This window comes from Streptomyces sp. NTD91, assembly GCF_059510455.1.
In genome coordinates this window covers 1-22,596 of sequence record NZ_JCAJZW010000016.1, presented here as the reverse complement: position 1 = coordinate 22,596, position 22,596 = coordinate 1, and the positions used below count along the sequence as shown (strand labels likewise).

Sequence of the window (22,596 nt, the reverse complement as noted above, 5' to 3'; positions counted from 1 at the left end):
TCGCGCGACGGCGGCCGGGCCGGGCGACCTCACCCGTTCGGCCCACCCGCCGGGCGCCCACCGCCCCGGGCGGCACACCCTGGATTACGCGTCCACCCACGCGCCCCTCCCCAGCCCGGCCGAGGAGGTCCCCTTGTGCGCCTGTCCCGCAGCCTCGCCCCGGTGACCGTGGCCCTGGCCCTCGCGCTGTCGCTGCCGTACGACGTGATGCCCCACGGGCGCGTGCAGAAGTCGAAGCCCTCCGCGCCGGCCCTCTTCGGCGCCGCCTGCCGCACGACCGTCCGCGGCTCCCATGTGGAGGCCTACTGCCACAACCCCTATGTCGACACCGATCGCGTACGTCTGCACATCGAGTGCGCCCGCTGGTGGGACATCGACACCGATGGCGTACCGGTCGACACCGGGCCCGCCATGACCGTACGCCTGACCGGCCGGTGCTGGAAGGAAGTCCGCTCGGCGTGGATCAGCCACCAGAAGGTGCGCTGAAGCGGCCCGGGCGGCACAGGAACGGGTAGCTCGCGGCCTCGGTCGCCGCCGCCTCGGCGTCCCCGGCGCGGATGGCGTCCAGCAGACGCGTGTGGTCCATGTGGGTCTCCGGCGTCAGGGCCGCGCCCACGTCCGCACGCAACCAGTCCCGCAGCACCTCGCCCAGATCGGCGTACATCGCCGTCATCACGTCGTTGTGCGAGGCGGCCACGACGGCCAGGTGGAAGGTGGCGTCGGCGGTCACGAAGGCCTCCGTCTCGCCCGTCTCCCAGGCCAGCTCACGCCGCTCCAGCAGCGCGTCCAGCTGCTTGAGGTCCTTGTCGGTGCGCCGCTCGGCGGCCAGCTTCGCCGCGGCCGACTCCAGCGCGGCCCGCAGCTCCGCGACGTGCCGGGGGTCGGCGCCGGCGAACCTGCGGTGCATCACCCCGGCCAGCTCGCTCGTCGCTGCCACATAGGTGCCGGAGCCCTGCCGGATGTCCAGCAGACCGTTGTGGGCCAGCGCGCGGACGGCCTCGCGCACCGTGTTGCGGGCGACGCCCAGCTGTTCGACCAGTTCCGGCTCCGTCGGGATGCGCGAGCCGACCGGCCACTCGCCGGAGGTGATCTGGTTGCGCAGTTCGGCGATGACCTGCTCGGACAGCGCCGAACGGCGCGGGTGGCTCAGGGGCATGGCACACCTTCGCACGCGAGGCCCGGGCGGCGGTGCCTCGGGAATGGACAACCAATCATCCCATGATTCTATGATGGTTCTCATGGCACGTGAGGAAGCCCGGACAGTGGAGACCCGTACGGCGATGTCACCGACCGGACGCGGTACGGCCGCCACGACGAGCGCCCCCGACACGACCTCCGGCGCCGTGCCCACACGCGCGTGGGCGACACGGCTGGTCGTCGTCGGCATCGTCCTGTCCGCGCTGAACCTCCGCCCGGCCATCACGAGTCTCGGCGCGCTCCTGGAGGAGGTGCGCGACGGGCTCGGGATGAGCGGCAGCGTGGCCGGCCTGCTCACCTCCGTGCCACCGCTCTGCTTCGCGGTCTTCGGCGTCACCGCACCCCGGCTGGCCCGCCGCTTCGGCCCGGCCGCCGTGGTGTGCGCCGGCATGGCCGCCGTCACCGCGGGCCTGCTGATACGGCCGTACGTCGGCAGCACGGCCGGCTTCTTGGCCGCCAGCGCGCTCGCCCTGATGGGCATCGCCGTCAGCAACGTCCTCATGCCGGTCATCGTCAAGCGCTGGTTCCCCGACCGGGTCGGCTCCATGACCGGTCTCTACTCCATGGCCCTCGCCCTCGGCACCTCCGCGGCCGCGGCGGTGACCGTACCCGTGGCCCACACCCTGGGCGGCTGGAAGCCCGGACTCACCGTGTGGGCCGCTCTCGCGGGCGCCGCCGTCCTGCCGTGGCTGCCGCTCGTCCGGGACCGCGGCACGACGCCCGCCCGGTCGCGGGAGGAACGCACGGCGGAGCAGGGGCGTGGGGCCGCACGGGAAGCGGGGGAACAGCAGGGATCCCTGCGCGTCACCCGCAGCCGCACCGCCTGGGCGCTCGCCGTCTTCTTCGGCCTCCAGGCCACGGCCGCCTACATCACCATGGGGTGGATGCCGCAGATCTTCCGCGACGCCGGCGTTCCGGCCGGCACCGCGGGCGTGCTGCTCGCCGTCACCATGGTGATGGGCGTGCCGCTGGCCTTCGTCATCCCCAGGGTCGCCGCCCGGCTGCCCCACCAGGGCCCCATCGTGCTGGTCCTCGGCGCGTGCGGCCTCGCCGGATACGCCGGCCTGTACGTCGCTCCGGCCGCCGGCGCCTGGGCCTGGGCGGTGCTGCTCGGCGTCTCCAACTGCGCCTTCCCGCTGGCCCTGACGATGGTCGGCATGCGGGCCCGCAGCGGTCCGGGCGTGGCCCAGCTGTCCGCGTTCGCGCAGAGCACCGGGTACCTGATCTCCGTCCCCGGCCCGCTGCTGGTCGGTGTCCTCTACCAGCACAGCGGCGGCTGGGGCCTGCCGATCGCCCTGATGACGTGCCTGATGCTGCCGCAGATGGCGGTGGGCTTCCTGGCCGGCCGCGACCGTACGGTGGAGGACGAGGCGAACCGCTGACAAGCGGAGGCGGCGACAGGCGGCGACGCGTGGCGCGGGCGTGCCGGGGTCGGGGGCTCGGGGCGGGCCCCGGCTCAGGGTCCCCGGCGGGCGCACGGCCGGCGGCGGCTCGACCGCCGTTCCAGGCCCGTGCCCGCCGACACGCGCCCCGGCCGCCTGCCGCGGAGCGGAGGGTGCGAGACTGGGCGCATGCAGCCTGTGCTCGACCCGAATCCGCAGAACGGCCAGAAGAAGATGCTGCTCGTCTTCGGCGCGTTCTTCGCCATCTTCGCCGTCATCGCCGTCATCGCGACCCTCGCCTCTCCATGACGGCCGCGTTCCCCCGGCGGCTCGCGGGGGTCGGTGGGGCTGGCACCACCAACCCCTAGGGGGTAAGGGTCAGGGTCAACTGGGTGGAACTCCGGATGGGTTGGTCGCCCCGGATTCCGTAGCTTCGAGAGGTGACCGCGGCACACGGTCACGGACCCGCTCGAAGACCCACGGAGGAGATCATGTCGGCCCGTACTCCCTCCCGGCCGCACCCGGCGACCACGGGCGGCCTGGACATCCGGCTGCCCTGGTGGGCTCTCGCCCTGCCCGCGCTCGCCTTCGTCGCCCTGCTGATGCTGATACTCAACCCGTCGGACGCCCACGCGGCGAGCAGCGACCCGCCGATCACGCACCTCTTCGCCCGTGCCCAGCAGCTCCTCACGCGCTGACCCGGAGCGTCCGTGTGCGGTGAATCCGCATGTCAACTCCCCGCGCCCGCTTGGCCTGTTTCATGCGAAGCTGGGACGCATGAGCGCCGCAGAACCTCGCAGTATCGTCCTCCTCCGACATGCGAAAGCCGACTGGCCCCAGGTGTCCGACCATGATCGCCCGCTCGCCGAGCGGGGCCGCAAGGACGCCGCGGTCGCCGGACGCAAGCTGGCCGACACGGGTATCACCTTCGACCTGGCCCTGTGCTCCACCGCGGTCCGGACCCGCGAGACATGGAAGCTCGCCGTCCACGAACTGTCGCACCGGCCGAAGACCGTCTACGAGGAGCGGGTCTACGAGGCCTCGCCGGGCGAGCTGATCGCCGTGCTGAACGAGAGTCCGGACGACGTGCGGAACGTGATCCTGATCGGCCACAACCCCGGCGTCCACGGCCTCGCCGACATCCTGTCGGGCAGTGCCGAGGGCGACGCCCGCGAGCGGATGAACCGCCGCGGCTTCCCGGCCGCCGGCTTCGCACTGCTGTCCTTCGAAGGCCCCTGGAAGAGCCTCGAGCCGGGCGTGGCCACGCTCGTGGACTACTGGGCGCCCGCCGAGTGACCCCGCCATGCGCGAGGGCCCGGCTCCGCTCAGCTTTTCGGTGCCGGGCCCTCGCGCATTCGGGCCCGCTCAGCCCTCGTCGTGCGTGTCGGCCGCCTCGACCTCTTCCCGGGTGACACCCAGCAGATACAGGACCGTGTCGAGGAAGGGGAAGTTCACCGCCGTGTGCGCCGCCTCGCGGACCACCGGCTTGGCGTTGAAGGCGACGCCCAGACCGGCCGCGTTCAGCATGTCCAGGTCGTTGGCGCCGTCGCCGATCGCCACCGTCTGGGACAGCGGCACCCCGGCCTCCGCGGCGAACCGGCGCAGCAGCCGCGCTTTGCCCGCGCGGTCCACGATCTCGCCGGTGACCCGGCCGGTGAGCTTGCCGTCGGCGATCTCGAGCGTGTTGGCCTGCGCGAAGTCCAGGCCCAACCGTTCCTTCAGATCGTCCGTGACCTGGGTGAAGCCGCCGGAGACGACCCCGACCTGGTAGCCGAGCCGCTTCAGCGTGCGGATCAGGGTGCGGGCGCCCGGAGTCAGCCGGACCTGGTCGCGCACCTTCTCCACCACGGAGGCGTCCAGGCCCTTCAGCAGCGCCACGCGCGCGTGCAGCGACTGCTCGAAGTCCAGCTCCCCGCGCATCGCCGCCGCCGTCACCTCGGCGACCTTGTCCTCGCAGCCCGCGTGCGCCGCGAACAGCTCGATGACCTCGTCCTGGATCAGCGTGGAGTCCACGTCCATGACCACCAGACGCTGAGCACGCCGGTGCAGGCCCGCCGCGACGACCGCGACATCGACACCCAGTGCCGCCGCGTCCGTGACGAGGGCCGTGCGCAGCGGCTCGGTCTCGACTCCGGAGACCGCGAACTCCACCGCCGTCACGGGGTACTTGGCGAGCCGGAAGATACGGTCGATGTTGCCGCCGGCCTTCGCGATCCGGTCGGCGATGGCGGCCGTCGACTCGGCGGTCAGCGGATGACCGAGGACGGTCACCAGCGAACGCCCGAGGCCGCGCGGCCGGTTGTCGCCGTGCCCCGAGATGATCTCCGCCTGCATCTTCATCGACTCGGCCCAGTTGTGCACGGTGGCCCGCAGGTCGCCCTCCAGTCCGGTCGGCGGCTGCGTGACCAGCGCGCACAGCACCAGGCGGCCCCGCGTGACGACCTGCTCGATGTCGACCACGTCGACGGAGTAGGCGGCGAGGGTGTCGAAGAGGCCCGCCGTGATGCCCGGCCTGTCCTTGCCGAAGATCTTGACGAGGAGGGTGGGAACCTCGGGGGTCTGTGCGGCGGAGGTCTGCGAAGCGCTCATGGTGTCACCACCGTATCCGGCACCCAGTGCCGTCCGCCGCCGAGGTCCGACTGACGGACACGGAACAATGGATGGCGCGTCGGTGTCAGGGATCTTGCCACCGGGAGACACCGGCCCACCGGCACACGGCGGCCCGCGGCCCCACCACGACTGTGCCACGAGATGCCCGGGCGGGCAGGACCAGGGCGGGGGCCGCTCTGCGGGTGGGCGGTGCTCGTCGGGGCCGGTGCGGCGGCCCGCCGGTGTCTCGGCAGGATCGGCGCGCGTGCCCGTCAGGGCTCCGTGAGGCACGGGCCGACGGCACGCTGTTCGGGGCTCACAGCGCTCACAGGGCTCGGGGAGGCTGCCGGCTCCGTGGGAGGGCGCGGTGCCGGGACGGCCCGGTGTCTCAGCCGCGAGGCTTCCGTTTCCCCGGCGGTGCCGGGGGCGGGGGAGGCGGGGGCGGGGGTGGCCACTCGGTGCCGTCCGCACCCTGGGGGCGATCACCGCGCCGCGTCGTGCCGTGGCGTCGCGGTGGGGGAGGGGCGTCGAGGGGCCTTGCGATGGTCGGGGCGCCGTAGATGTCGTGCGGGACGCCCTTAGGCCCGGCTTCCGGCGGGTCGTCGGGCACGTTCTCCGGCGTCCGGGGAGCCTCGGGCACCCGGAGATAGGGGTTCGTGTCCGGGTTCGGCGGCCGGTACGGCGCACTCGGCGAGTACGGCCCGACGCCTCGGGCGCGAGGGCCGGCGTGTCGCGAGGCGGAGCCCCCGGCACCAGGGTCGCCGTGCGACGAGGGCTCCGCCGCACGTCCGTCCCCCATTCCCTCGGCCTCGTTCCCACCCGCCCCGCGGTACGTCTCGCCCCGAACGCCACCGCCACCGGCGCACCCCGGACGTGCACCGACCCCGCCGTGAGCCGGTCCCACGGCACCGCCCCCGTACGCCGAGTCCCCACCGTCTCCCCCCACGGCACGCCCGCCCCGACCGCCGTCCGCCCCGGCACCCACCGCGTCCGCCACCCCTGCGCGCTCGCCCCGCCCCGCCCCCGCCGCCAACCGGGCCGCCGGTACCGCTCGTGAGCCCGCCGCGCCCGTCGCCCAGGCCGCGAGAGCGCCGAGCGCCCCGGCGGCCGCGCCCCAGGCCGCGCCCAGGAGCAGGGCCGGAGCGAGGCGGCCGTGCAGGGCGATGCCCGCGTCGAAGGCGTCGAAGCCGAGGACGGACAGGGACGAGGCCACGGAGACGTCCGTCAGCCGGGCGAGCAGGGGCAGGGCGAGTGCGGTGGCGAGGCCGAGCCGCAGGGTGCAGCGGGCGGCGAGACCGAGGGCGCTGTCGGGCTGCCGTCCCCTCACCGGCCGTTGTCCCGGCGGCTGCCCCGTCGACGGTCGTCGCCCCACCGGCCGTACCGTCGTCGCTCGCACCACCGGTGTGCGGGCCGCCGTCAGGATGCCGGCCAGGAGCACGGCCAGGGCCGCCGCCGCGGCCAGCAGCCACACCCGGCCGTCCAGGCCGGCCAGGCGGCCGAGCGTCACGGGCCGGTCGGCGCGCGCGCCGAGGAGCTGGTCCAGCGGATGCGGGAGGAACCTCCCGAGAGCGCCGGTGGCGTGGCCGTCCCAGGGGACGAGGAGACCGAGGGGGAGGCCGAGCCAGACCCCGTTCGGGGCGCCGAGCAGGGCCGCGCCGGCGATCCGCGAGGGGTGGTCGTCGCCGGCGGCCGCGTACGCCGCCGCCGCGAGGCCCGCCGCGACGGCCACCAGCAGCACGGTGACGAGCGACGACACCGCCGGCCGTACCGCCCGGTGCACGACCGACCAGCCGGGCGGCAGGGGAGCGCGCCGGGAGGCGAGCAGGGCGATCGACAGGACGCCGGCGCACCACAGCGCCCCGCCGAGCAGCGTGGCCGTCGTGTCCACGGTGAAGCCGACCGCGGCCTTGGCGTGGACGAGGTCGCCGAGCCGGTTCGGCAGCAGCCCGCCGACGTCGCCGATGCCGGGGATGCTCAGTCCACCACCGCCTTTGCCGCCCGTGCCGGGCAGCCTGCCCAGCCCGAGCGAGCCGCCGTCGAGGGTGACGACGTCATGACCCGCCCAGGCCAGACCGCCCAGCATCGCCACGAAGAGGGCGACCACCGTGCCCGCACGGGTGAGGAGTTCGGCGGGCGCGACGACAACTCCCGCCGTACGCAGGGATCGCAGGAAGAACCAGGACAGCAGCAGGGCCCCGGCCAGGCTCACCCCGAGTGGCGTGATCTCGATGGCGGTGTGGGCCTCGGCGCCCTTCAGCCCGAAGGCGGACACATCGCCCGACGGTGAGACCGAACCACCCGCGCCGAGCGCCACAACTGCCGCCGTCATGGGGCCCAATGAGGCCGCCGAGTCCGCCTGGAGCAGATGCAGTCCGAGCGCGGCCGTGCCCGCCATCCCGATCAACGCCCAGCTCACCGCCGCGATCGCGGACAGCAGGACGTCCCGCCAGGGCAGCGGCGCGGGGCGGTGCCCCCGCCGGGCGGCGGACTCGGCGTGCGTGGCAGACCTCATGGCAGACCCCCCGATCCGCGGTGCGGCACCGGAGCCGCGTCTGTCCCCCTCGTCGGGATTACCACTCTCCGGCCCGGTTTCAACGCCGTCAACGGGGCGGGTTGGAGCGCGCGCGGGCGCCGGTGGCAAGGCCCGGGTTTCGGTCACAGGACCGAGCCTGAAATAGTTCCCCCCGATGTTCGACATCCCTAGACTCCCTGTGATGGGGGTAATTCGGGGGACAACTCAGTGGGGCATGGAGTGCCGGAACTCGTACTGGAATCAAACGGACGGACCTGGACGTTGGACCCGTCCAGGCCCTACACCCTCGGCCGCGATCCGCAGGGTGACATCGTCTTCGACGACGCCAGGGTGTCCTGGCGGCATGCCACGGTCAGCTTCGACGGCCGCAGTTGGGTCATCGAGGACCATGGCAGCACCAACGGCACGTTCGTGCAGGGCCGACGGATCCAGCAGATGGAGATCGGGCCGGGCGCGTCGCTGCACCTCGGCAACGCGACCGACGGACCGCGGCTGGATCTGACCGGGGCCGCGGCCGACCATCAGCAGCCCGCGCCGTACGCCGCGCAGGGCGCCGCGGGCCAGGGGGCCGGTGCGCCGGGCTGGGCCCAGCAGGCCCCGGCACCGCAGCAGGCGGCCGCGCAGCCGCAGGCACCGGCACCGCACCAAGCCGTACCGCACCAGGTGCCCGCGCAGCCGCCGGCCCAGCAGCCGGCCCGGCAGCAGGCGCCCGCGTTCCCGCAGCAGCAGGCGGGGCCCGGCGATCAGTACGCGCAGAAGACACCCGGTGGTGGCGCGGGGGCGCCGCCGGTCCACGGCGACCGCAGCCCGACCACCTTCCACCAGTTCTCCATCGGGCGTGTGATGCGCATCGGCCGTGCCCTGGAGAACGACCTGGTCGTCTCCGACCTGCAGGTCTCGCGGAACCACGCCGAGTTCCACGCCATGCCCGACGGCCGGATGGAGATCCGCGACCTCGGCTCGCACAACGGCACCTACGTCAACGGCCAGCCGATCCCCAAGGGCGGCTCGGTACAGCTGGGCCCGGCCGACATCGTCGGCGTCGGCCACTCCACGTTCCGGATCGTCGGCGACCGGCTCGAGGAGTTCGTCGACACAGGTGAGGTGTCCTTCTCCGCGCGCCATCTCACGGTCACCGTCGACGGCGGCAAGCAGATCCTCAAGGACGTCTCCTTCGGCGTACCGGAGAAGTCCCTGATCGCGGTCATCGGCCCGTCCGGCTCCGGCAAGTCGACCCTGCTGAAGGCGCTCACCGGCTACCGGCCCGCCAACCAGGGCGACGTGCTGTACGACAACCGTAACCTGTACAAGCAGTTCGCCGAGCTGCGCCAGCGCATCGGCCTGGTTCCGCAGGACGACATCCTGCACAAGGAGCTGACGGTCAACAAGGCCCTGAAGTACGCGGCCAAGCTGCGCTTCCCGGCCGACACCAGCGCCGCCGAGCGCGACTCCCGCATCGACGAGGTGCTGCGCGAGCTCAAGCTCGACATCCACAAGGACAAGAAGGTCACCTCCCTCTCCGGCGGCCAGCGCAAGCGCGTCTCGGTGGCCCTGGAGCTGCTCACCAAGCCGTCGCTGATCTTCCTGGACGAGCCGACCTCGGGTCTCGACCCGGGCATGGACCGCGATGTCATGCAGCTGCTGCGCGGCCTCGCCGACGACGGCCGTACGGTGCTCGTGGTCACCCACTCGGTGGCCGAACTGGCGCTGTGCGACAAGCTGCTGGTGATGGCGCCGGGCGGTGCCGTCGCCTACTTCGGCCCGCCGGAGGAGGCGCTGAACTTCTTCGGCTACGACAGCTGGGCCGACGTCTTCTCCGCCTTCGAGAACTACCGCGACTACGACTGGGCGGGCCGCTGGAAGGGCTCGCAGCACTACCAGATGTACGCCGCGGACGTGGACTCGGTGGCCCCGCAGTCCGTACACATGCCTCCGCCACAGGCCATCAAGCCGCCCAAGCCGCAGGGCTGGGGCTCGCAGTTGCTGACCCTGATCCGGCGGTACGTGTCGGTCATCGTCTCCGACAGGGGCTTCCTGGCGCTGACGGTGATCCTCCCGGCGGTGCTCGGCGCGGTCAGCCTGCTGATCGACCACAATCGCGGCCTGCTGGTCAACGCGGCGGTCAACCCGCGGACCGGCCAGCACATCCCCAACGGCACGGCCACCACCGTGCTGCTGATCCTCGCGGTCGGCGCATGCTTCGCGGGCGCCGCGAACTCGGTCCGCGAGCTGATCAAGGAACGGGTGATCTACGAGCGGGAGCGCGCGACCGGTCTGTCCCGGTCGGCGTACCTGATGTCCAAGGTGGTCGTGCTCGGCGTCGTCACCGTGCTGCAGGGCCTGATGGTCGGTGTGATCGGCTTCTCGCCCCGCGAGATCCCGGACCAGGGGCTCGTCCTCGGCGGCAACACCCTCCTCGAGCTGTGCCTGCCGGTCATGGCACTGGGCTTCACCTCGATGATGGTCGGCCTGGTGATCTCCTCGCTGGTGAAGACCGCCGAGAAGACCATGCCGCTGCTGGTGATGTTCGCGATCATCCAGGTCGTCTTCACCGGCTGCCTCTTCACCCTGCACGGCACGCTCGGCGTCAACGAGTTCTCGTACCTGATGCCGTCGCGCTGGGCGGTGGCCGCCGCCGGCGCCACGCTGGACTTCAACAACATCGCCCCGAACACCGACGACCCGGGCAGCACCGACCCCCTGTGGAACCACACCGCCGGGGCGTGGGGCCTGGACTTGGTCGCGCTGCTCGCGCTCGGCGTCCTCTGCGGTTTCCTCGTGGCCCGCTTCCTGCGCCGCCACGAGCCGGAGGTCATGCGCAAGTAACCGCGCGTACGACAAGACCGAAGGGCGGCACCCCGTGCTGGGGTGCCGCCCTTCGGCGTCACGTGTCAGAGGTCCGCGCCGGCCCTCAGTACGCGCTGTTGACGTTGTCCATGGAGCCGTACCGGTGCGCCGCGTAGTTGCAGGCGGCCGTGATGTTGGCGACCGGGTCGTAGATGTTCCACGACGTGCCGGCCACGTGGTAGGCGCGGAAGGTCGGGTCGATTACCTGGAGCAGGCCCTTGGACGGAATGCCGTTCCGGGCGTTGACGTCCCAGTTGTTGATGGCGCTGGGGTTGCCCGAGGACTCACGCATCACGTTGCGGTAGATGCCGTTGTAGCTGCCGGGGATGCCCTGGGCGCGCATGATGTCCAGCGAGTGCCGGATCCAGCCGTCGAGGTTGTTCGCGTACGTCTTGGCGGACACCAGCTCCATCTGCGGGCGCTCGGCGGAGCGGCTCGCGGCCTCCTTGCCGGCTCGGTCCTGGGCGGCCTTCCTGGCGGCGGCATCGGCGGCGGCCTTCTTCGCGGCGGCCTCGGCGCGCTGCTTGGCGGCCTCGTCGGCGGCCTTCTTCTGCGCGGCGAACGCGTCGAGCTTGACCTTCTGGGAGGCGAGCTGGTCGGTGACCGTGCCCCGGACGTTCCTCAGCTGGGCGTCGGCGGCGACCTGGGCGGTGGTGTCCGCGGCGGAGGCGCCGGTGGTGACCGTGCCCGAGTTGCCGGGGACGGCCGCGAGGGCGACGGCTGCGGTGCCGAGAGCGGCGACGCCGGCCACGGCGATCCTGCGCTGTTTGGTCAGGGCCAGACTACGAGCACGGGCGAGGATGTTCTTGGGCATGGCTGATGGACCTCTTCGTTGGCGCGGAGGTCGCTCCTGCGTCCGCCGGGGGAATCGGCTCCTCCCACACGAACGCCGCGGGCCGGTGACCCACGGCGCTGAGCGACGGAAGCAATTCTTAGCTGGCGCAAAATCCCCAGGCAAAGGTGTGACGTACGACCCGGCATAGTGGATCGCTGAACGCCAAAACGGGACAGACTGGACCGTCTGCCCCGTTCATCCCGGGATCGTTCTCCTCCTATGTCTGTTCGTACGTGATCTGGGCCCTATGCGCGGGGTCACATCAAAGGCGCGGCCATCTCACCTGGTGTTGCCATTGCAATGCTCTGGGTGAGGGCTCTCCTCCGGGAGGACGAGATGCACGTCGCCGAACTCGTGCCACAGGTAGCGCCCCCGCGGCGCCTCCTCGTACGCGCGGTAGACCGCGGCCCGCCCCGCGACCGCCTCCAGCATCAGCAGATGCGAGGCCTCCGGCTCGTGCAGCCCTGTAAGCAGTCCGTCCACCACCCTTATTCCGCGCTCCGGCGTCACGACCAGGTCCGTCCAGCCCCCGGCCGCGCGCACCACCCCGTCCGGTCCCGCCGCCGACTCCACCGCCCGCACGGTCGTCGTCCCGACCGCGATCACCCGGCCGCCCGCCCGCCCCTGCCCAGGACGCGCCGCCCGCTCCGCCTGATCCGCCTTCACCAGGTTGATCAGCCGAGCGGACGCCTCCGGCACCGTGAACCGCTCCGGATACGGCGGCTCGTGCGCCTGAGCCGACGCCACGCCCGTGTGCAGCGTGACAGGCGCGAACTGCACCCCCCGGCTCACGAGCTCCGTCACCAGGCGCGCGGTGAAGGGCCGTGCGGCGCTCGGCATCTCCGCACTGCCCGACCCGTCCGCCGACGGCAGCGCGAACACCGTCTGGTACACCGACAGCGGCTGGTCCCGCTCCGTGTACGAGTAGCGGACGGGCCGGCCGTGCACGCGCAGCAGCGCAAGGACATCCCCCGCGGGCCGGGCCCACCACAGCCGCTGCCCGCGCGGACTCAGCGGCTCCTCCAGAGTCAGCCGGCCGGCCCCCGGCAGCATCACCTCCGTTCCCGCGCGCGCGCGGGAACGCGCGCGCGTAGTACCCCGCCCGTCCGGTTCCCGCAGCTCGACCGCCCAGCGGCCGTCGTCGCCGCGCGTGGACACATGCACCACCACGCGCTCGTGCCCGATCCGCCCGTCCACCGCCGCGGCCAGCGTGGACGAGGTGTTCACCACCAGCAGGTCCCCGGCCCGCAGCAGTCGGGGCAGCTCGCCGAACGCGTGGTGCGTCACCTCTTCACCGCGCGACACCAGCAGCCGTACGGCGTCCCGGTCCAGCCCCGGGCCCCGCTGCTCGGCGGGCACACGGGCCGACAGCACCTCCAGTGCTTTCCCCCACTCGCGGCTCCGCTCCAGCCGGGGGACCCGCACGGCCCGGCTCACCGCTCCTCCAGCAGCGCCCGCGCCGCGTACCTCCCGCTCACCGGCCGCTCGTCCAAGAGCCGTAGGAACGCCGGTACGACCGTGGCAGGCGCCGGACGCGGATCGGCGTCGCCCGGTACGGCCGCCGCGTACAGTTCCGTCGCCATGTCCCCGGGATCCACCGCCCACACCCGAAGGCCGGGCTCCTCCACGCCCAGCACCGCCGCGAGCCGGTCCAGGGCCGCCTTCGAGGCGCGGTAGCCGCCCCACGTCTCGTACGCCTCGGCCGCCGCGTCCGAGCTGACGGCGATCACCGACCCGGCCGGCGACTGCCGCAGCGACGGCAGCGCCTCACGGACCAGGCCCAGCGCGGCCACCACGTTCACCTCCAATGCCCGCCGCAAGCCCGCCACCGGCAGCTCCGCCAGCCGCACCAGCGGTTCGGCGCCCAGCGCGCTCGCGTTGCTGACCAGCAGATCGACACCGCCCAGCCCGCGCGCGGCCGCCACCAGCGCGGCCCGGTGCCCGGCGTCGGTCACATCCCCCGCCAGTGCCTCCACGCGCGTGCCGTGCCCCGCCGCGCCCTGCGCCGCCTCCTTGAGAGCATCGGCGCCCCGGGCGTCCAGCACCAGATCCCAGCCCCGCGCCGCCAGCGCCTCGGCGAGCGCCCGCCCCAGTCCCTTCGAAGCCCCTGTGATGACCGCTACCGGCATGACCACCGTCCCCTCGTCGCTCACCCCGCGTCGGGCGATGCGGCACAACCTAGGAACGGCACCGCTCCCGCCGCCTCGGACGCGGGCCGCAAACCGCAGGGGCCCTTCGGCGTACACCTCGCGCCCGGGGCCCCGGGACCTGGACCGGCCGCCCTAGGACCAGCGGCCCTGGTCCCGCGGCCACCGGCCCGATCCGCGGTGTCACACCCCGCCGGTACCGTGAGGACATGAGTCACGGCCCCCGGTCCGGCCTCGCAGCGGTCAGTTCCGCGCTGCTGGCCATGAGCAGGCATCTGGAGGTGCGCGACGTCCTCAAGACGATCGTCGCCTCCGCCCGCGAACTGCTCGACGCCCAGTACGCCGCCCTCGGCGTGCCCGACGACCACGGCGGCTTCGCCCAGTTCGTCGTGGACGGCGTCAGCGACGCCCAGTGGAAGGCGATCGGGCCGCTGCCCCGCCAGCACGGCATCCTCGCCTCGATGCTGCACGAGGCCCGCCCCGAGCGCCTCGCCGACGTGCGCAAGGACCCCCGCTTCGAGGGCTGGCCGTCCGCGCACCCGGAGCTGGCCGACTTCCTCGGACTGCCCGTCCGCGACGGCGACGAGGTCATCGGCGCCCTCTTCCTGGCCAACAAGAACTGCCCCAGACCGCAGGGCGGCTGCGGTTTCACCGAGGAGGACGAGGAACTGCTCGCGATCCTCGCCCAGCACGCCGCCATCGCCCTGACCAACGCCCGGCTCTACGAACGCAGCCGCGAACTCACCATCGCCGAGGAACGCTCCCGCCTCGCCCACGAACTGCACGACGCCGTCAGTCAGAAGCTGTTCTCCCTGCGCCTGACCGCCCAGGCCGCGGCGGCCCTCGTCGACCGCGACCCCGCCCGTGCCAAGGGCGAACTCCACCAGGTCGCCGCGCTCGCCGCCGAGGCCGCCGACGAACTGCGCGCCGCCGTCGTGGAGCTGCGCCCCGCCGCGCTGGACGAGGACGGCCTGGTCGCCACCCTGCGCACCCAGATCCAGGTCCTCGACCGCGCCCACACCGCGCGCGTCACCTTCACCAGCAGCGGCTTCCGCGCCCTGCCCGCCGCCCAGGAGGAGGCCCTGCTCAGGGTCGCCCAGGAGGCCCTGCACAACGCGCTGCGCCACTCCGGCGCCGAACACGTCGACGTGAGCGTGGGACGGCGCGGCTGCGGAGCCGTGCTGCGCGTCACCGACGACGGAGACGGCTTCGACCCGAGTGCGGTCCGCCGCGCAGGTCGGCATCTGGGCCTGGTCTCGATGCGGGACCGCGCGAGCGGGGTCGGCGGCACGCTCACCGTGGAATCGGCGCCCGGCAAGGGCACCACGATCGAGATGGAGGTGCCCGGTGGCTGACGCGATCAGGGTGCTGCTCGTCGACGACCACCAGGTCGTCCGCCGGGGCCTGCGCACCTTTCTGGAGGTGCAGGACGACATCGAGGTCGTCGGCGAGGCCGCCGACGGCGCCGAGGGAGTCGACCGCGCCGAGGAACTGCGTCCGGACGTCGTCCTGATGGACGTCAAGATGCCCGGCACGGACGGCATCGAGGCGCTGCGCCGGCTGCGCGAACTCGACAACCCCGCGCGCGTGCTCGTCGTCACCAGCTTCACCGAGCAGCGCACGGTCGTCCCGGCCCTGCGAGCGGGCGCCGCCGGATACGTCTACAAGGACGTGGACCCCGACGCCCTCGCCGGGGCCATCCGCTCCGTGCACGCCGGCCACATCCTGCTGCAGCCCGAGGTCGCCGACGCCCTGCTCTCCCAGGAGGAGGCCAACTCGGGCCAGGGCAGAGGCGGTTCGCTCACCGACCGGGAACGCGAGGTGCTCGGCCTGATCGCGGACGGCCGTTCCAACCGCGAGATCGCCCGTGCTCTCGTGCTGTCCGAGAAGACCGTCAAGACACACGTCTCCAACATCCTCATGAAACTCGACCTCGCCGACCGCACCCAGGCCGCCCTGTGGGCCGTACGCCACGGTGTGACCGGCTGAGAGACGCCGGCGTGTCCCGGCACACGGAGGGTTTCGCTCCGGACCGGGATTCATACCGTCGTGGGAATGTCACCCGGATGGCGCATCCTCCGGTGATCTCCGCCGTTCTCCAGTGCGTGCCGCGGCGAACCGCCGCGGTGACCGCCGAGGAGGGGTTGGAAAGTGAAGAACCTGAAGAAGGCAGCCGCCGTGACGATGGTGGCCGGTGGCCTCCTGGCCGCCGGAGCGGGCATGGCCTCCGCCACGACCGGCAGCTGGGCCGGCGGCGAGGCCCACGGCTCCCCGGGCGTCGGGTCGGGCAACGTCGTCCAGGTCCCGGTGCACGTCCCGGTGAACGTGGTCGGCAACAGCGTGAGCGTCATCGGCGTGCTGAACCCGGCCTTCGGCAACCTCGGCCTCAACCACTGAGACCCGGCCGCCCCCGACGACAGGCCTCCCGGTAACCCGGGAGGCCTGTCGTGATGCCGACGCACACTCCCGACACCGGTAGGGTCTCGCCCCTGGCGCAGGCGGCACGAGACCGTTCGGCACCGGCAGGGCGCACGCACCCCGGCCGCTCACCGCACTCCGCGCTGCCGCTCCTCCACGAAAGAGTCGTACGCCGCCACCTGCGCCCGCCGGGCGGTGCGCTCGACGGGCCGCAAGGCCTCCGCCCGCGCGGCCATCTCCGAGGAGCTGACCGCACCGCCGTGCCCCTTGCCGTACGCCAGCGAGACCAGCAGCGCCACCCGCTGCGCCATCTCCAGCACCCGCACCGCACGCGGCGGATACCCCGGCGCCAGCACCTCCTGCCCGCCGCCCCGCGACGAGGCGCGCGCCGCCCCGTCGACCCGCGCCCGGTACGCGTCGATCGCCGCCTCCGCCACCGGACCCGAGGCGGCGACGTCCAGCTTCGACAGCACCTCGGTCGCCTCGCGCAGCGCCTCCGCCAGCTCCCGCTCGGCCTCTCCCAGCGACGGCACATCGGCCGGCGGCGCCTCCCGCACCGGCAGCACATGCCAGACCACCTCGGCATGCACATCACCTTCGGGTCCCGCCTCGTGGACCTCCGGCACCAGCCCGAACGCGGCGCCGCAGCAGACCACCGCCTCCCCGGCCTCCAGCGCCCGCGCATTGAACGCGGGCGGACCGCTCAGCCCCAGCGGATGCCCCGGTGCCGGCAGCGCGACCCGCAGCCCGGTCGCCCCCAGCGTCCGCAGTCGCCCCAGCGCGAGTGTGAGCCCGACCTGCGCGGACTCCCCGGGCAGCCCCTCCACCCGCTGCACCGTGTCCTCGCCCACAATGGCGAGCGCGGCGTCATCCGGAGAGACAAGTCCGGCCAAAAGGGCATTTCCCCAGGCGGCAAGGCGTCCTGAACGCGGTTCCGAGAACATGCCCCCACCCTAAGGACCGGACCGAAGGAATGGAGCAGCGCGCACGTGGCGTAGATTTCATAAGGGCTGCGCCCACAGGCGCGGCGGACCGAGCCACAGGCGTACGCGACAGCCGAGACCGGCCACACTGCAAGGGGAGACAACGCGCTCATGAGCGATGTTCTGGAGCTTCAGGACGTATCCGTGGTCCGTGAGGGCCGGGCTCTCGTGGACCAGGTCTCCTGGTCGGTGAAGGAGGGCGAGCGCTGGGTCATCCTCGGCCCCAACGGCGCCGGCAAGACCACCCTCCTGAACGTCGCCTCCAGCTACCTCTTCCCCAGCAAGGGCACCGCCACCATCCTCGGCGACACCCTCGGCAAGGTCGACGTCTTCGACCTGCGCCCCCGCATCGGCGTGGCCGGCATCGCCCTCGCCGAGAAGCTCCCCAAGCGGCAGACGGTCCTGGAGACGGTCCTCACGGCCGCGTACGGCATGACGGCCCACTGGCAGGAGGAGTACGACGAGGTCGACGAGCAGCGCGCCCGCGCCTTCCTCGACCGCCTCGGCATGAGCGACTTCCTGGACCGCCGCTTCGGCACCCTCTCCGAGGGCGAGCGCAAGCGCACCCTGATCGCCCGTGCCCTGATGACCGACCCCGAGCTGCTACTGCTCGACGAGCCCGCCGCCGGCCTCGACCTCGGCGGCCGCGAGGACCTGGTCCGCCGCCTCGGCCGGCTCGCCCGCGACCCCATCGCTCCCTCGATGATCATGGTCACGCACCACGTCGAGGAGATCGCCCCCGGCTTCACCCACGTCCTGATGATCCGCCAGGGCAAGGTCCTCGCCGCCGGCCCCATCGAGCTGGAACTGACCTCCCGCAACCTCTCCCGCTGCTTCGGCCTGCCGCTCGTCGTCGAGCAGGTCGGCGACCGCTGGACCGCCCAGGGCCTGCCGCTGTCCTGACCCGCGCGCTTCCCCTGCGCGCCCTGTCCGCCGCCCGGCCCCGGCCCTACCATGACCGTGTGAACGACATCGACGCATGGGTGTGGTGGCTCGTCGGCGCGGCGGCACTCGGAATCCCGCTCGTCGTCACCGCCATGCCGGAGTTCGGCATGCTCGCGGTGGGAGCCGTCGCGGCCGCCGTCGCCGCCGCACTCGGCTTCGACGCCGTGCTCCAGGTCCTCGTGTTCGTCGTCGTCTCGGTCGCGCTCATCGCCGTGGTCCGTCCCATCGCGGCCCGGCACGGCAGACAGCGCCCGCAACTCGCCACCGGTATCGACGCGTTGAAGGGCAGGCAGGCAGTCGTCCTGGAACGCGTCGACGGCTCCGGCGGCCGCATCAAGCTCGCTGGAGAGGTCTGGTCGGCCCGCGCCCTCGACACCGGCCGCGCCTACGAAGTGGGCCAGGAGGTGGACGTCGTGGACATCGAAGGGGCCACCGCCATCGTCATCTGAGGCATCCGGCCCACGAGTTGGACGAAGTCTGTCAGACTCGACCAGCAAGATCTTCTGCAAGCACGGGATCTGCCGAAGGCGCCGAGGCGGAGAGGGGTACGGGGAACACGATGGAACCGGTCATCATCGTCCTGGTCATTCTGGTGGTGTTGGTCTTCATCGCCCTGATCAAGACCATCCAGGTCATCCCACAGGCCAGCGCCGCCATCGTCGAGCGCTTCGGCCGCTACACGCGCACCCTGAACGCGGGCCTGAACATCGTGGTCCCGTTCATCGACACCATCCGCAACCGCATCGACCTGCGCGAACAGGTCGTACCCTTCCCGCCGCAGCCGGTCATCACCCAGGACAACCTGGTCGTCAACATCGACACGGTCATCTACTACCAGGTGACCGACGCCCGCGCGGCCACCTACGAGGTCGCCAGCTACATCCAGGCCATCGAGCAGCTGACCGTCACCACGCTCCGCAACATCATCGGCGGCATGGACCTCGAACGCACCCTGACCTCCCGCGAGGAGATCAACGCCGCCCTGCGCGGCGTCCTCGACGAGGCCACGGGCAAGTGGGGCATCCGCGTCAACCGCGTGGAGCTGAAGGCCATCGAACCGCCCACCTCCATCCAGGACTCGATGGAGAAGCAGATGCGCGCCGACCGTGACAAGCGCGCCGCGATCCTCACCGCCGAAGGCACGCGCCAGGCCGCCATCCTCACCGCCGAGGGCGAGAAGCAGTCCCAGATCCTGCGCGCCGAGGGCGAGGCCAAGGCCGCCGCCCTGCGCGCCGAGGGCGAGGCCCAGGCGGTCCGTACGGTCTTCGAGGCCATCCACGCCGGCGACCCGGACCAGAAGCTCCTGTCCTACCAGTACCTCCAGATGCTGCCGAAGATCGCAGAGGGCGACGCCAACAAGCTCTGGATCGTGCCCAGCGAGATCGGCGACGCCCTCAAGGGCCTCTCCGGTGCGATGGGCAACTTCGGCCCCCTGGGCGGCGGCCAGGGCAACGGCGGAGCCAACGTCCCCGCCCAGAACACCGGCCCGAGCATGGAGCGCCGCGAGAAGCCGAGCATCGACTGAGGGGTCACCGAAGAACGTCGGTTCCACCGCGCCCCCGGAAGGGGCGCGGGGTTGTGCCGAGGCCCGGCTCCGCCGCGTGGGCGCCGGAGACCACGACCAACCCGCGGCCGCGTGCGGCAGAAGCTTCCCGCGGCGACCGGTCAGGCAGCATCCTGGGCCGGCCACCCAGGCAGTACCTCGAACTCCTCGGCCCCCAGCGCGAGCAGCATCGCATCGGCCGGCGTCGGCTCGAACGGCTCCCTCAGCAGCTTCATCCCCGCCTGCTCCGGAGTCCGGTCGGCCTTCCGGTGATTGTCCTCCGCGCACGCGGCCACCGTGTTCAGCCACGTGTCCTGCCCACCCTGCGCCCGCGGCACCACGTGGTCCACGGTCGTGGCTCTGCGCCCGCAGTACGCGCACCGGTGCCGGTCCCGGACCAGCACACCGCGCCTCGACCATGGGGCGTGTCTTCGGAACGGCACCCGTACGTACCTGCACAACCTGATCACCTGGGGCGCGGGTATGTCCACATCGGCACCGCGCATGCGCAGTTCGGGGTGGGCCTGCTCGACGACGGCCTTGTCCTGGAGCACCAGAACGACGGCTCGATTCAAGGTCACCGTCGACAGCGGCTCGAAGCTCGCGTTCAGAACCAGCGTGTCCCGCATCCAGCCCACCTCCCGTGCGCACCTGCCCACCCCCCGGCGGGCTTGGATCAACTCTGGACGGGCGCGCCGAGATGGACAACGCAATAAAAAATGCCCGCCTCCGATCACTTCCAAGAGCGGAGGCGGGCAAACGTTCAGTGAACGCTCGGCTGAATCACGGTGCCGTGACTCAGCCCTGTGCGGGGTTCTCGTACTCCCCGATGAGCTGTGCGCGGCCGATCGTGTGGAAGCGCAGATTGAAGCCGACGACGGCCGGAGAGGCGTCCGCGTCCGGACCGAGCTTTTCCTGGTCGACCGCGTACACCGTGAAGACGTACCGGTGCGGGCCGTCCCCGGGCGGCGGCGCGGCACCGCCGAAGTCCTTCGTCCCGTAGTCGTTGCGGGCGTGCACGGCGGCCTCGGGCAGTCCCTCGAACTTGCCGTTGCCCGCACCCGCGGGCAACTCCGTGACGGAGGCCGGGATGTCGAACAGCACCCAGTGCCAGAACCCGCTACCGGTCGGCGCGTCGGGGTCGTAGCAGGTCACGGCGAAGCTCTTGGTCTCCGGCGGGAAGCCCTCCCAGCGCAGGTGCGGCGAGGTGTTGCCCTCGGCGTGGACCTGGGCGCTCTTGAGCGTCGCACCCTCCTGGACGTCGTCACTCGTCACCGTGAACGAGGGCACGGGCGGATGGAAGTCGTGGGGGAGCGGCCGCCGCTTGAGCTCGGTCACCTCGGTACCTCCTGATCGATGATCTGGAACCAGCAGCTCCCGAGCCTAGAACCAGTTGCGCCTGCTGCCGACCTCGGACAGCCACTGGTTCAGATAAGCCGCCCAGTCGGTCCCCGTCCAGTCGTGCAGCCCCACCTGGAACGACCGGTAGGTGTCCGAGCCCTCGCTGAACAGGCCCGGCTTCTTGTCCATCTCCAGCACGACGTCCATCGCGTGCTCGTCGGCCACGAAGCTCAGCTCGACCTGGTTCAGCCCCCGGTACTGCGACGGCGGGTAGAACTCGATCTCCTGGTAGAACGGCAGCGTCTGTCGCGTCCCCCGGATGTGACCCCGCTCCATGTCCGCGTTCTTGAAGCGGAAGCCGAGCTGGATGAAGGCGTCCAGGATCGCCTTCTGCACAGGCAGCGGATGCACGTTGATCGGGTCGAGATCGGAGGAGTCGACGGCACGCGCGATGGCCAGCTCCGTCGTCACTCCGATGTGCATCCCGCGCAGCGCCTGCCCGTCGATCATCGTGACCGGCGTCTCCCAGGGGATCTCCAGCCCGAAGGGCACCGCGTGCACGGCCCCGGCCTGCAGCTCGAAGGCCCCACCGAGCCGCACCTTCGTGAACTCGATGTTCTGCTTGTACTCCTCGTCGCCGCTCTCCACCTCCACCTTGGCCTGCAGCCCTACGGACAACCCCTCGATGTCCTGGTTCACGGACCCGCCCTGGATCCGCACCTCACCCTGGACGACACCGCCCGGCACCACATTGACCTCGGCCAGCACCGTCTCCACGGCCGCCCCACCGGCACCGAGGCTCGCGAGCAGCTTCTTGAACGCCATTGACTCTCCCTTTACGAAGGTCCTCGACCCCTACAAACGCGATCGACCGCCGACCGGTTCCGCCGGCGCGGTGTCGCGTCTGCACTACCCTCGGAGGGCATGATCGCGCCCCCGGACCGTACGCCACTGCCCAGAGAGTTCTTCGACCGCCCGGTCCTGGACGTCGCACCCGACCTGCTCGGCCGCATCCTGGTCCGTACGACACCGGAGGGTCCGATCGCCGTCCGCCTCACGGAGGTCGAGGCGTACGACGGCCCGAACGACCCCGGCTCCCACGCCTACCGCGGCCGTACCGCCCGCAACGCGGTGATGTTCGGCGAGCCCGGACACGTGTACGTCTACTTCACCTACGGCATGTGGCACTGTATGAACCTCGTCTGCGGTCCCGAGGGCCGCGCGAGCGCCGTCCTGCTGCGCGCCGGCGAAGTCGTCGAAGGCCTCGAACTGGCCCGGAAGCGGCGTGTTTCGGCCCGGAACGACAAGGAACTGGCCAAGGGCCCGGCCCGCCTGGCGACGGCCCTGGAGGTCGACCGTGCCCTGGACGGTACGGACGCGTGCGCCTCCGGCGAGACCCCGCTACGGATGCTGACCGGTACGCCGATAGCCCGTGACCGGGTACGAAACGGCCCCCGGACCGGGCTCGCCGGCGAGGGCGGCAACGGTGACGTGCATCCCTGGCGCTACTGGGTGGCGGGAGACCCGACGGTGAGCCCCTATCGGGCCCATGTGCCGCGCCGACGCCGAAGTTGACGCGACCCGCCAAGATGCGTAACGTATCCCGAGCCGCTGAACCGGGTACGGCGATCGCCTGCAGCCGGAGCGGCCAACCCACTACCTAACCACCGCCCTCTCAACGGGGTCGATTTCGGCGCGCTCGTATGCCCGAATTCGACTTACCGGACTCGATTATGAGTCGCCGAGGGAATGAGCTAGCGTAGTGAATGTCGAAAGGGCGGACGGCGAAAGCCGAAAACCCCGCAGACAGCCCGCCGACAGGGAATCGGATCGAGA

The 22,596-nt window shown here is 72.0% G+C and carries 23 protein-coding genes; 13 read left to right on the top strand and 10 right to left on the bottom strand.

What is annotated here, in order from left to right:
* Window positions 1-135: 135 nt before the first annotated feature.
* Complete coding sequence (locus AC5WRT_RS18325; protein WP_496098412.1) at window positions 136-486, top strand: hypothetical protein; 351 nt, start codon at window positions 136-138, stop codon at window positions 484-486.
* On the opposite strand, the gene AC5WRT_RS18320 is transcribed toward AC5WRT_RS18325, so the two are convergent.
* A complete protein-coding gene (locus tag AC5WRT_RS18320) occupies window positions 464-1,156 on the bottom strand; it encodes a FadR/GntR family transcriptional regulator (protein WP_496098411.1) in 693 nt (230 codons plus the stop codon). The genes AC5WRT_RS18325 and AC5WRT_RS18320 overlap by 23 nt on opposite strands.
* A gap of 70 nt (window positions 1,157-1,226) precedes the next feature.
* Between AC5WRT_RS18320 and AC5WRT_RS18315 the strand changes: the two genes are divergently transcribed.
* The 4 genes from AC5WRT_RS18315 (at window position 1,227) to AC5WRT_RS18300 (ending at window position 3,875) form a co-directional block, all read left to right on the top strand.
* Window positions 1,227-2,579, top strand: a complete 1,353-nt coding sequence (locus tag AC5WRT_RS18315; RefSeq protein ID WP_496098410.1) for a CynX/NimT family MFS transporter — start codon at window positions 1,227-1,229, stop codon at window positions 2,577-2,579.
* 189 nt (window positions 2,580-2,768) lie between these two features.
* On the top strand, window positions 2,769-2,888 hold the full coding sequence (locus AC5WRT_RS18310) for an SGM_5486 family transporter-associated protein (RefSeq protein WP_330340862.1): 120 nt from the start codon (window positions 2,769-2,771) through the stop codon (window positions 2,886-2,888).
* 182 nt (window positions 2,889-3,070) lie between these two features.
* Window positions 3,071-3,277 carry a hypothetical protein gene (locus AC5WRT_RS18305; RefSeq protein WP_496098409.1) on the top strand — a complete coding sequence of 69 codons (207 nt, stop codon included), beginning with the start codon at window positions 3,071-3,073 and terminating at the stop codon, window positions 3,275-3,277.
* A gap of 79 nt (window positions 3,278-3,356) precedes the next feature.
* Window positions 3,357-3,875 (top strand): SixA phosphatase family protein, encoded by a 519-nt coding sequence (locus AC5WRT_RS18300; RefSeq protein ID WP_496098408.1) that lies wholly within the window; start codon window positions 3,357-3,359, stop codon window positions 3,873-3,875.
* A 69-nt stretch (window positions 3,876-3,944) separates the two neighbouring features.
* Here the strand turns inward: AC5WRT_RS18300 and serB are convergent, their stop codons facing one another.
* Both serB and AC5WRT_RS18290 read right to left on the bottom strand, forming a co-directional pair.
* A complete protein-coding gene (gene serB / locus AC5WRT_RS18295) occupies window positions 3,945-5,168 on the bottom strand; it encodes a phosphoserine phosphatase SerB (protein WP_496098407.1) in 1,224 nt (407 codons plus the stop codon).
* A 388-nt stretch (window positions 5,169-5,556) separates the two neighbouring features.
* On the bottom strand, window positions 5,557-7,680 hold the full coding sequence (locus tag AC5WRT_RS18290; RefSeq protein ID WP_496098406.1) for a streptophobe family protein: 2,124 nt from the start codon (window positions 7,678-7,680) through the stop codon (window positions 5,557-5,559).
* A gap of 240 nt (window positions 7,681-7,920) precedes the next feature.
* Between AC5WRT_RS18290 and AC5WRT_RS18285 the strand changes: the two genes are divergently transcribed.
* Window positions 7,921-10,527: an ABC transporter ATP-binding protein/permease gene (locus AC5WRT_RS18285; protein ID WP_496098405.1), complete on the top strand. Its 2,607-nt coding sequence runs from the start codon at window positions 7,921-7,923 to the stop codon at window positions 10,525-10,527.
* 85 nt (window positions 10,528-10,612) lie between these two features.
* On the opposite strand, the gene AC5WRT_RS18280 is transcribed toward AC5WRT_RS18285, so the two are convergent.
* From AC5WRT_RS18280 to AC5WRT_RS18270, 3 genes are all read right to left on the bottom strand, one after another.
* Window positions 10,613-11,362: a transglycosylase SLT domain-containing protein gene (locus AC5WRT_RS18280; protein ID WP_496098404.1), complete on the bottom strand. Its 750-nt coding sequence runs from the start codon at window positions 11,360-11,362 to the stop codon at window positions 10,613-10,615.
* Between the two features lie 300 nt (window positions 11,363-11,662).
* A complete protein-coding gene (locus AC5WRT_RS18275) occupies window positions 11,663-12,820 on the bottom strand; it encodes an S-adenosylmethionine:tRNA ribosyltransferase-isomerase (protein ID WP_496100404.1) in 1,158 nt (385 codons plus the stop codon).
* The gene (locus AC5WRT_RS18270; protein ID WP_496098402.1) at window positions 12,817-13,512 is read right to left on the bottom strand and encodes an SDR family NAD(P)-dependent oxidoreductase; all 696 of its coding nucleotides are present in this window, start codon (window positions 13,510-13,512) and stop codon (window positions 12,817-12,819) included. Before AC5WRT_RS18270 ends, AC5WRT_RS18275 begins: the two co-directional genes overlap by 4 nt.
* Window positions 13,513-13,739: 227 nt before the next feature.
* Here AC5WRT_RS18270 and AC5WRT_RS18265 point away from each other — a divergent pair, with 227 nt between their 5' ends.
* The 3 genes from AC5WRT_RS18265 (at window position 13,740) to AC5WRT_RS18255 (ending at window position 15,927) form a co-directional block, all read left to right on the top strand.
* Window positions 13,740-14,885 carry a GAF domain-containing sensor histidine kinase gene (locus AC5WRT_RS18265; RefSeq protein ID WP_496098401.1) on the top strand — a complete coding sequence of 382 codons (1,146 nt, stop codon included), beginning with the start codon at window positions 13,740-13,742 and terminating at the stop codon, window positions 14,883-14,885.
* Window positions 14,878-15,519 carry a response regulator gene (locus tag AC5WRT_RS18260; protein WP_496098400.1) on the top strand — a complete coding sequence of 214 codons (642 nt, stop codon included), beginning with the start codon at window positions 14,878-14,880 and terminating at the stop codon, window positions 15,517-15,519. Before AC5WRT_RS18265 ends, AC5WRT_RS18260 begins: the two co-directional genes overlap by 8 nt.
* A 162-nt stretch (window positions 15,520-15,681) precedes the next feature.
* Entirely contained in the window at window positions 15,682-15,927 is a 246-nt protein-coding gene (locus AC5WRT_RS18255; protein WP_496098399.1) for a chaplin family protein, read from the top strand.
* A gap of 149 nt (window positions 15,928-16,076) precedes the next feature.
* Here the strand turns inward: AC5WRT_RS18255 and AC5WRT_RS18250 are convergent, their stop codons facing one another.
* Complete coding sequence (locus tag AC5WRT_RS18250; protein ID WP_496098398.1) at window positions 16,077-16,892, bottom strand: Rv1486c family protein; 816 nt, start codon at window positions 16,890-16,892, stop codon at window positions 16,077-16,079.
* A gap of 150 nt (window positions 16,893-17,042) precedes the next feature.
* Here AC5WRT_RS18250 and AC5WRT_RS18245 point away from each other — a divergent pair, with 150 nt between their 5' ends.
* The 3 genes from AC5WRT_RS18245 (at window position 17,043) to AC5WRT_RS18235 (ending at window position 19,401) form a co-directional block, all read left to right on the top strand.
* Window positions 17,043-17,834, top strand: a complete 792-nt coding sequence (locus tag AC5WRT_RS18245; protein ID WP_496098397.1) for an ABC transporter ATP-binding protein — start codon at window positions 17,043-17,045, stop codon at window positions 17,832-17,834.
* 59 nt (window positions 17,835-17,893) lie between these two features.
* Window positions 17,894-18,325 carry an NfeD family protein gene (locus AC5WRT_RS18240; RefSeq protein ID WP_496098396.1) on the top strand — a complete coding sequence of 144 codons (432 nt, stop codon included), beginning with the start codon at window positions 17,894-17,896 and terminating at the stop codon, window positions 18,323-18,325.
* Between the two features lie 110 nt (window positions 18,326-18,435).
* Complete coding sequence (locus AC5WRT_RS18235) at window positions 18,436-19,401, top strand: SPFH domain-containing protein (RefSeq protein WP_496098395.1); 966 nt, start codon at window positions 18,436-18,438, stop codon at window positions 19,399-19,401.
* 140 nt (window positions 19,402-19,541) lie between these two features.
* On the opposite strand, the gene AC5WRT_RS18230 is transcribed toward AC5WRT_RS18235, so the two are convergent.
* From AC5WRT_RS18230 to AC5WRT_RS18220, 3 genes are all read right to left on the bottom strand, one after another.
* On the bottom strand, window positions 19,542-20,048 hold the full coding sequence (locus AC5WRT_RS18230) for an HNH endonuclease (protein ID WP_496098394.1): 507 nt from the start codon (window positions 20,046-20,048) through the stop codon (window positions 19,542-19,544).
* A gap of 169 nt (window positions 20,049-20,217) precedes the next feature.
* A complete protein-coding gene (locus AC5WRT_RS18225; protein WP_496098393.1) occupies window positions 20,218-20,757 on the bottom strand; it encodes a YbhB/YbcL family Raf kinase inhibitor-like protein in 540 nt (179 codons plus the stop codon).
* Between the two features lie 45 nt (window positions 20,758-20,802).
* Complete coding sequence (locus AC5WRT_RS18220) at window positions 20,803-21,585, bottom strand: sporulation protein (protein WP_496100403.1); 783 nt, start codon at window positions 21,583-21,585, stop codon at window positions 20,803-20,805.
* Window positions 21,586-21,684: 99 nt separating this feature from the next.
* Between AC5WRT_RS18220 and AC5WRT_RS18215 the strand changes: the two genes are divergently transcribed.
* The gene (locus tag AC5WRT_RS18215; RefSeq protein WP_496098391.1) at window positions 21,685-22,335 is read left to right on the top strand and encodes a DNA-3-methyladenine glycosylase; all 651 of its coding nucleotides are present in this window, start codon (window positions 21,685-21,687) and stop codon (window positions 22,333-22,335) included.
* Window positions 22,336-22,596 lie beyond the last annotated feature (261 nt).

What these genes read in the sequence shown, in the direction of transcription:
- AC5WRT_RS18320 (WP_496098411.1), bottom strand. Translation starts at nt 1,156, where the DNA reads ATGCCCCTGAGCCACCCGCGCCGTTCGGCGCTGTCCGAGCAGGTCATC.
- AC5WRT_RS18315 (WP_496098410.1), top strand. Translation starts at nt 1,227, where the DNA reads ATGATGGTTCTCATGGCACGTGAGGAAGCCCGGACAGTGGAGACCCGT.
- AC5WRT_RS18310 (WP_330340862.1), top strand. Translation starts at nt 2,769, where the DNA reads ATGCAGCCTGTGCTCGACCCGAATCCGCAGAACGGCCAGAAGAAGATG.
- AC5WRT_RS18305 (WP_496098409.1), top strand. Translation starts at nt 3,071, where the DNA reads ATGTCGGCCCGTACTCCCTCCCGGCCGCACCCGGCGACCACGGGCGGC.
- AC5WRT_RS18300 (WP_496098408.1), top strand. Translation starts at nt 3,357, where the DNA reads ATGAGCGCCGCAGAACCTCGCAGTATCGTCCTCCTCCGACATGCGAAA.
- serB (WP_496098407.1), bottom strand. Translation starts at nt 5,168, where the DNA reads ATGAGCGCTTCGCAGACCTCCGCCGCACAGACCCCCGAGGTTCCCACC.
- AC5WRT_RS18290 (WP_496098406.1), bottom strand. Translation starts at nt 7,680, where the DNA reads ATGAGGTCTGCCACGCACGCCGAGTCCGCCGCCCGGCGGGGGCACCGC.
- AC5WRT_RS18280 (WP_496098404.1), bottom strand. Translation starts at nt 11,362, where the DNA reads ATGCCCAAGAACATCCTCGCCCGTGCTCGTAGTCTGGCCCTGACCAAA.
- AC5WRT_RS18270 (WP_496098402.1), bottom strand. Translation starts at nt 13,512, where the DNA reads ATGCCGGTAGCGGTCATCACAGGGGCTTCGAAGGGACTGGGGCGGGCG.
- AC5WRT_RS18265 (WP_496098401.1), top strand. Translation starts at nt 13,740, where the DNA reads ATGAGTCACGGCCCCCGGTCCGGCCTCGCAGCGGTCAGTTCCGCGCTG.
- AC5WRT_RS18250 (WP_496098398.1), bottom strand. Translation starts at nt 16,892, where the DNA reads ATGTTCTCGGAACCGCGTTCAGGACGCCTTGCCGCCTGGGGAAATGCC.
- AC5WRT_RS18245 (WP_496098397.1), top strand. Translation starts at nt 17,043, where the DNA reads ATGAGCGATGTTCTGGAGCTTCAGGACGTATCCGTGGTCCGTGAGGGC.
- AC5WRT_RS18235 (WP_496098395.1), top strand. Translation starts at nt 18,436, where the DNA reads ATGGAACCGGTCATCATCGTCCTGGTCATTCTGGTGGTGTTGGTCTTC.
- AC5WRT_RS18230 (WP_496098394.1), bottom strand. Translation starts at nt 20,048, where the DNA reads ATGCGGGACACGCTGGTTCTGAACGCGAGCTTCGAGCCGCTGTCGACG.
- AC5WRT_RS18220 (WP_496100403.1), bottom strand. Translation starts at nt 21,585, where the DNA reads ATGGCGTTCAAGAAGCTGCTCGCGAGCCTCGGTGCCGGTGGGGCGGCC.
- AC5WRT_RS18215 (WP_496098391.1), top strand. Translation starts at nt 21,685, where the DNA reads ATGATCGCGCCCCCGGACCGTACGCCACTGCCCAGAGAGTTCTTCGAC.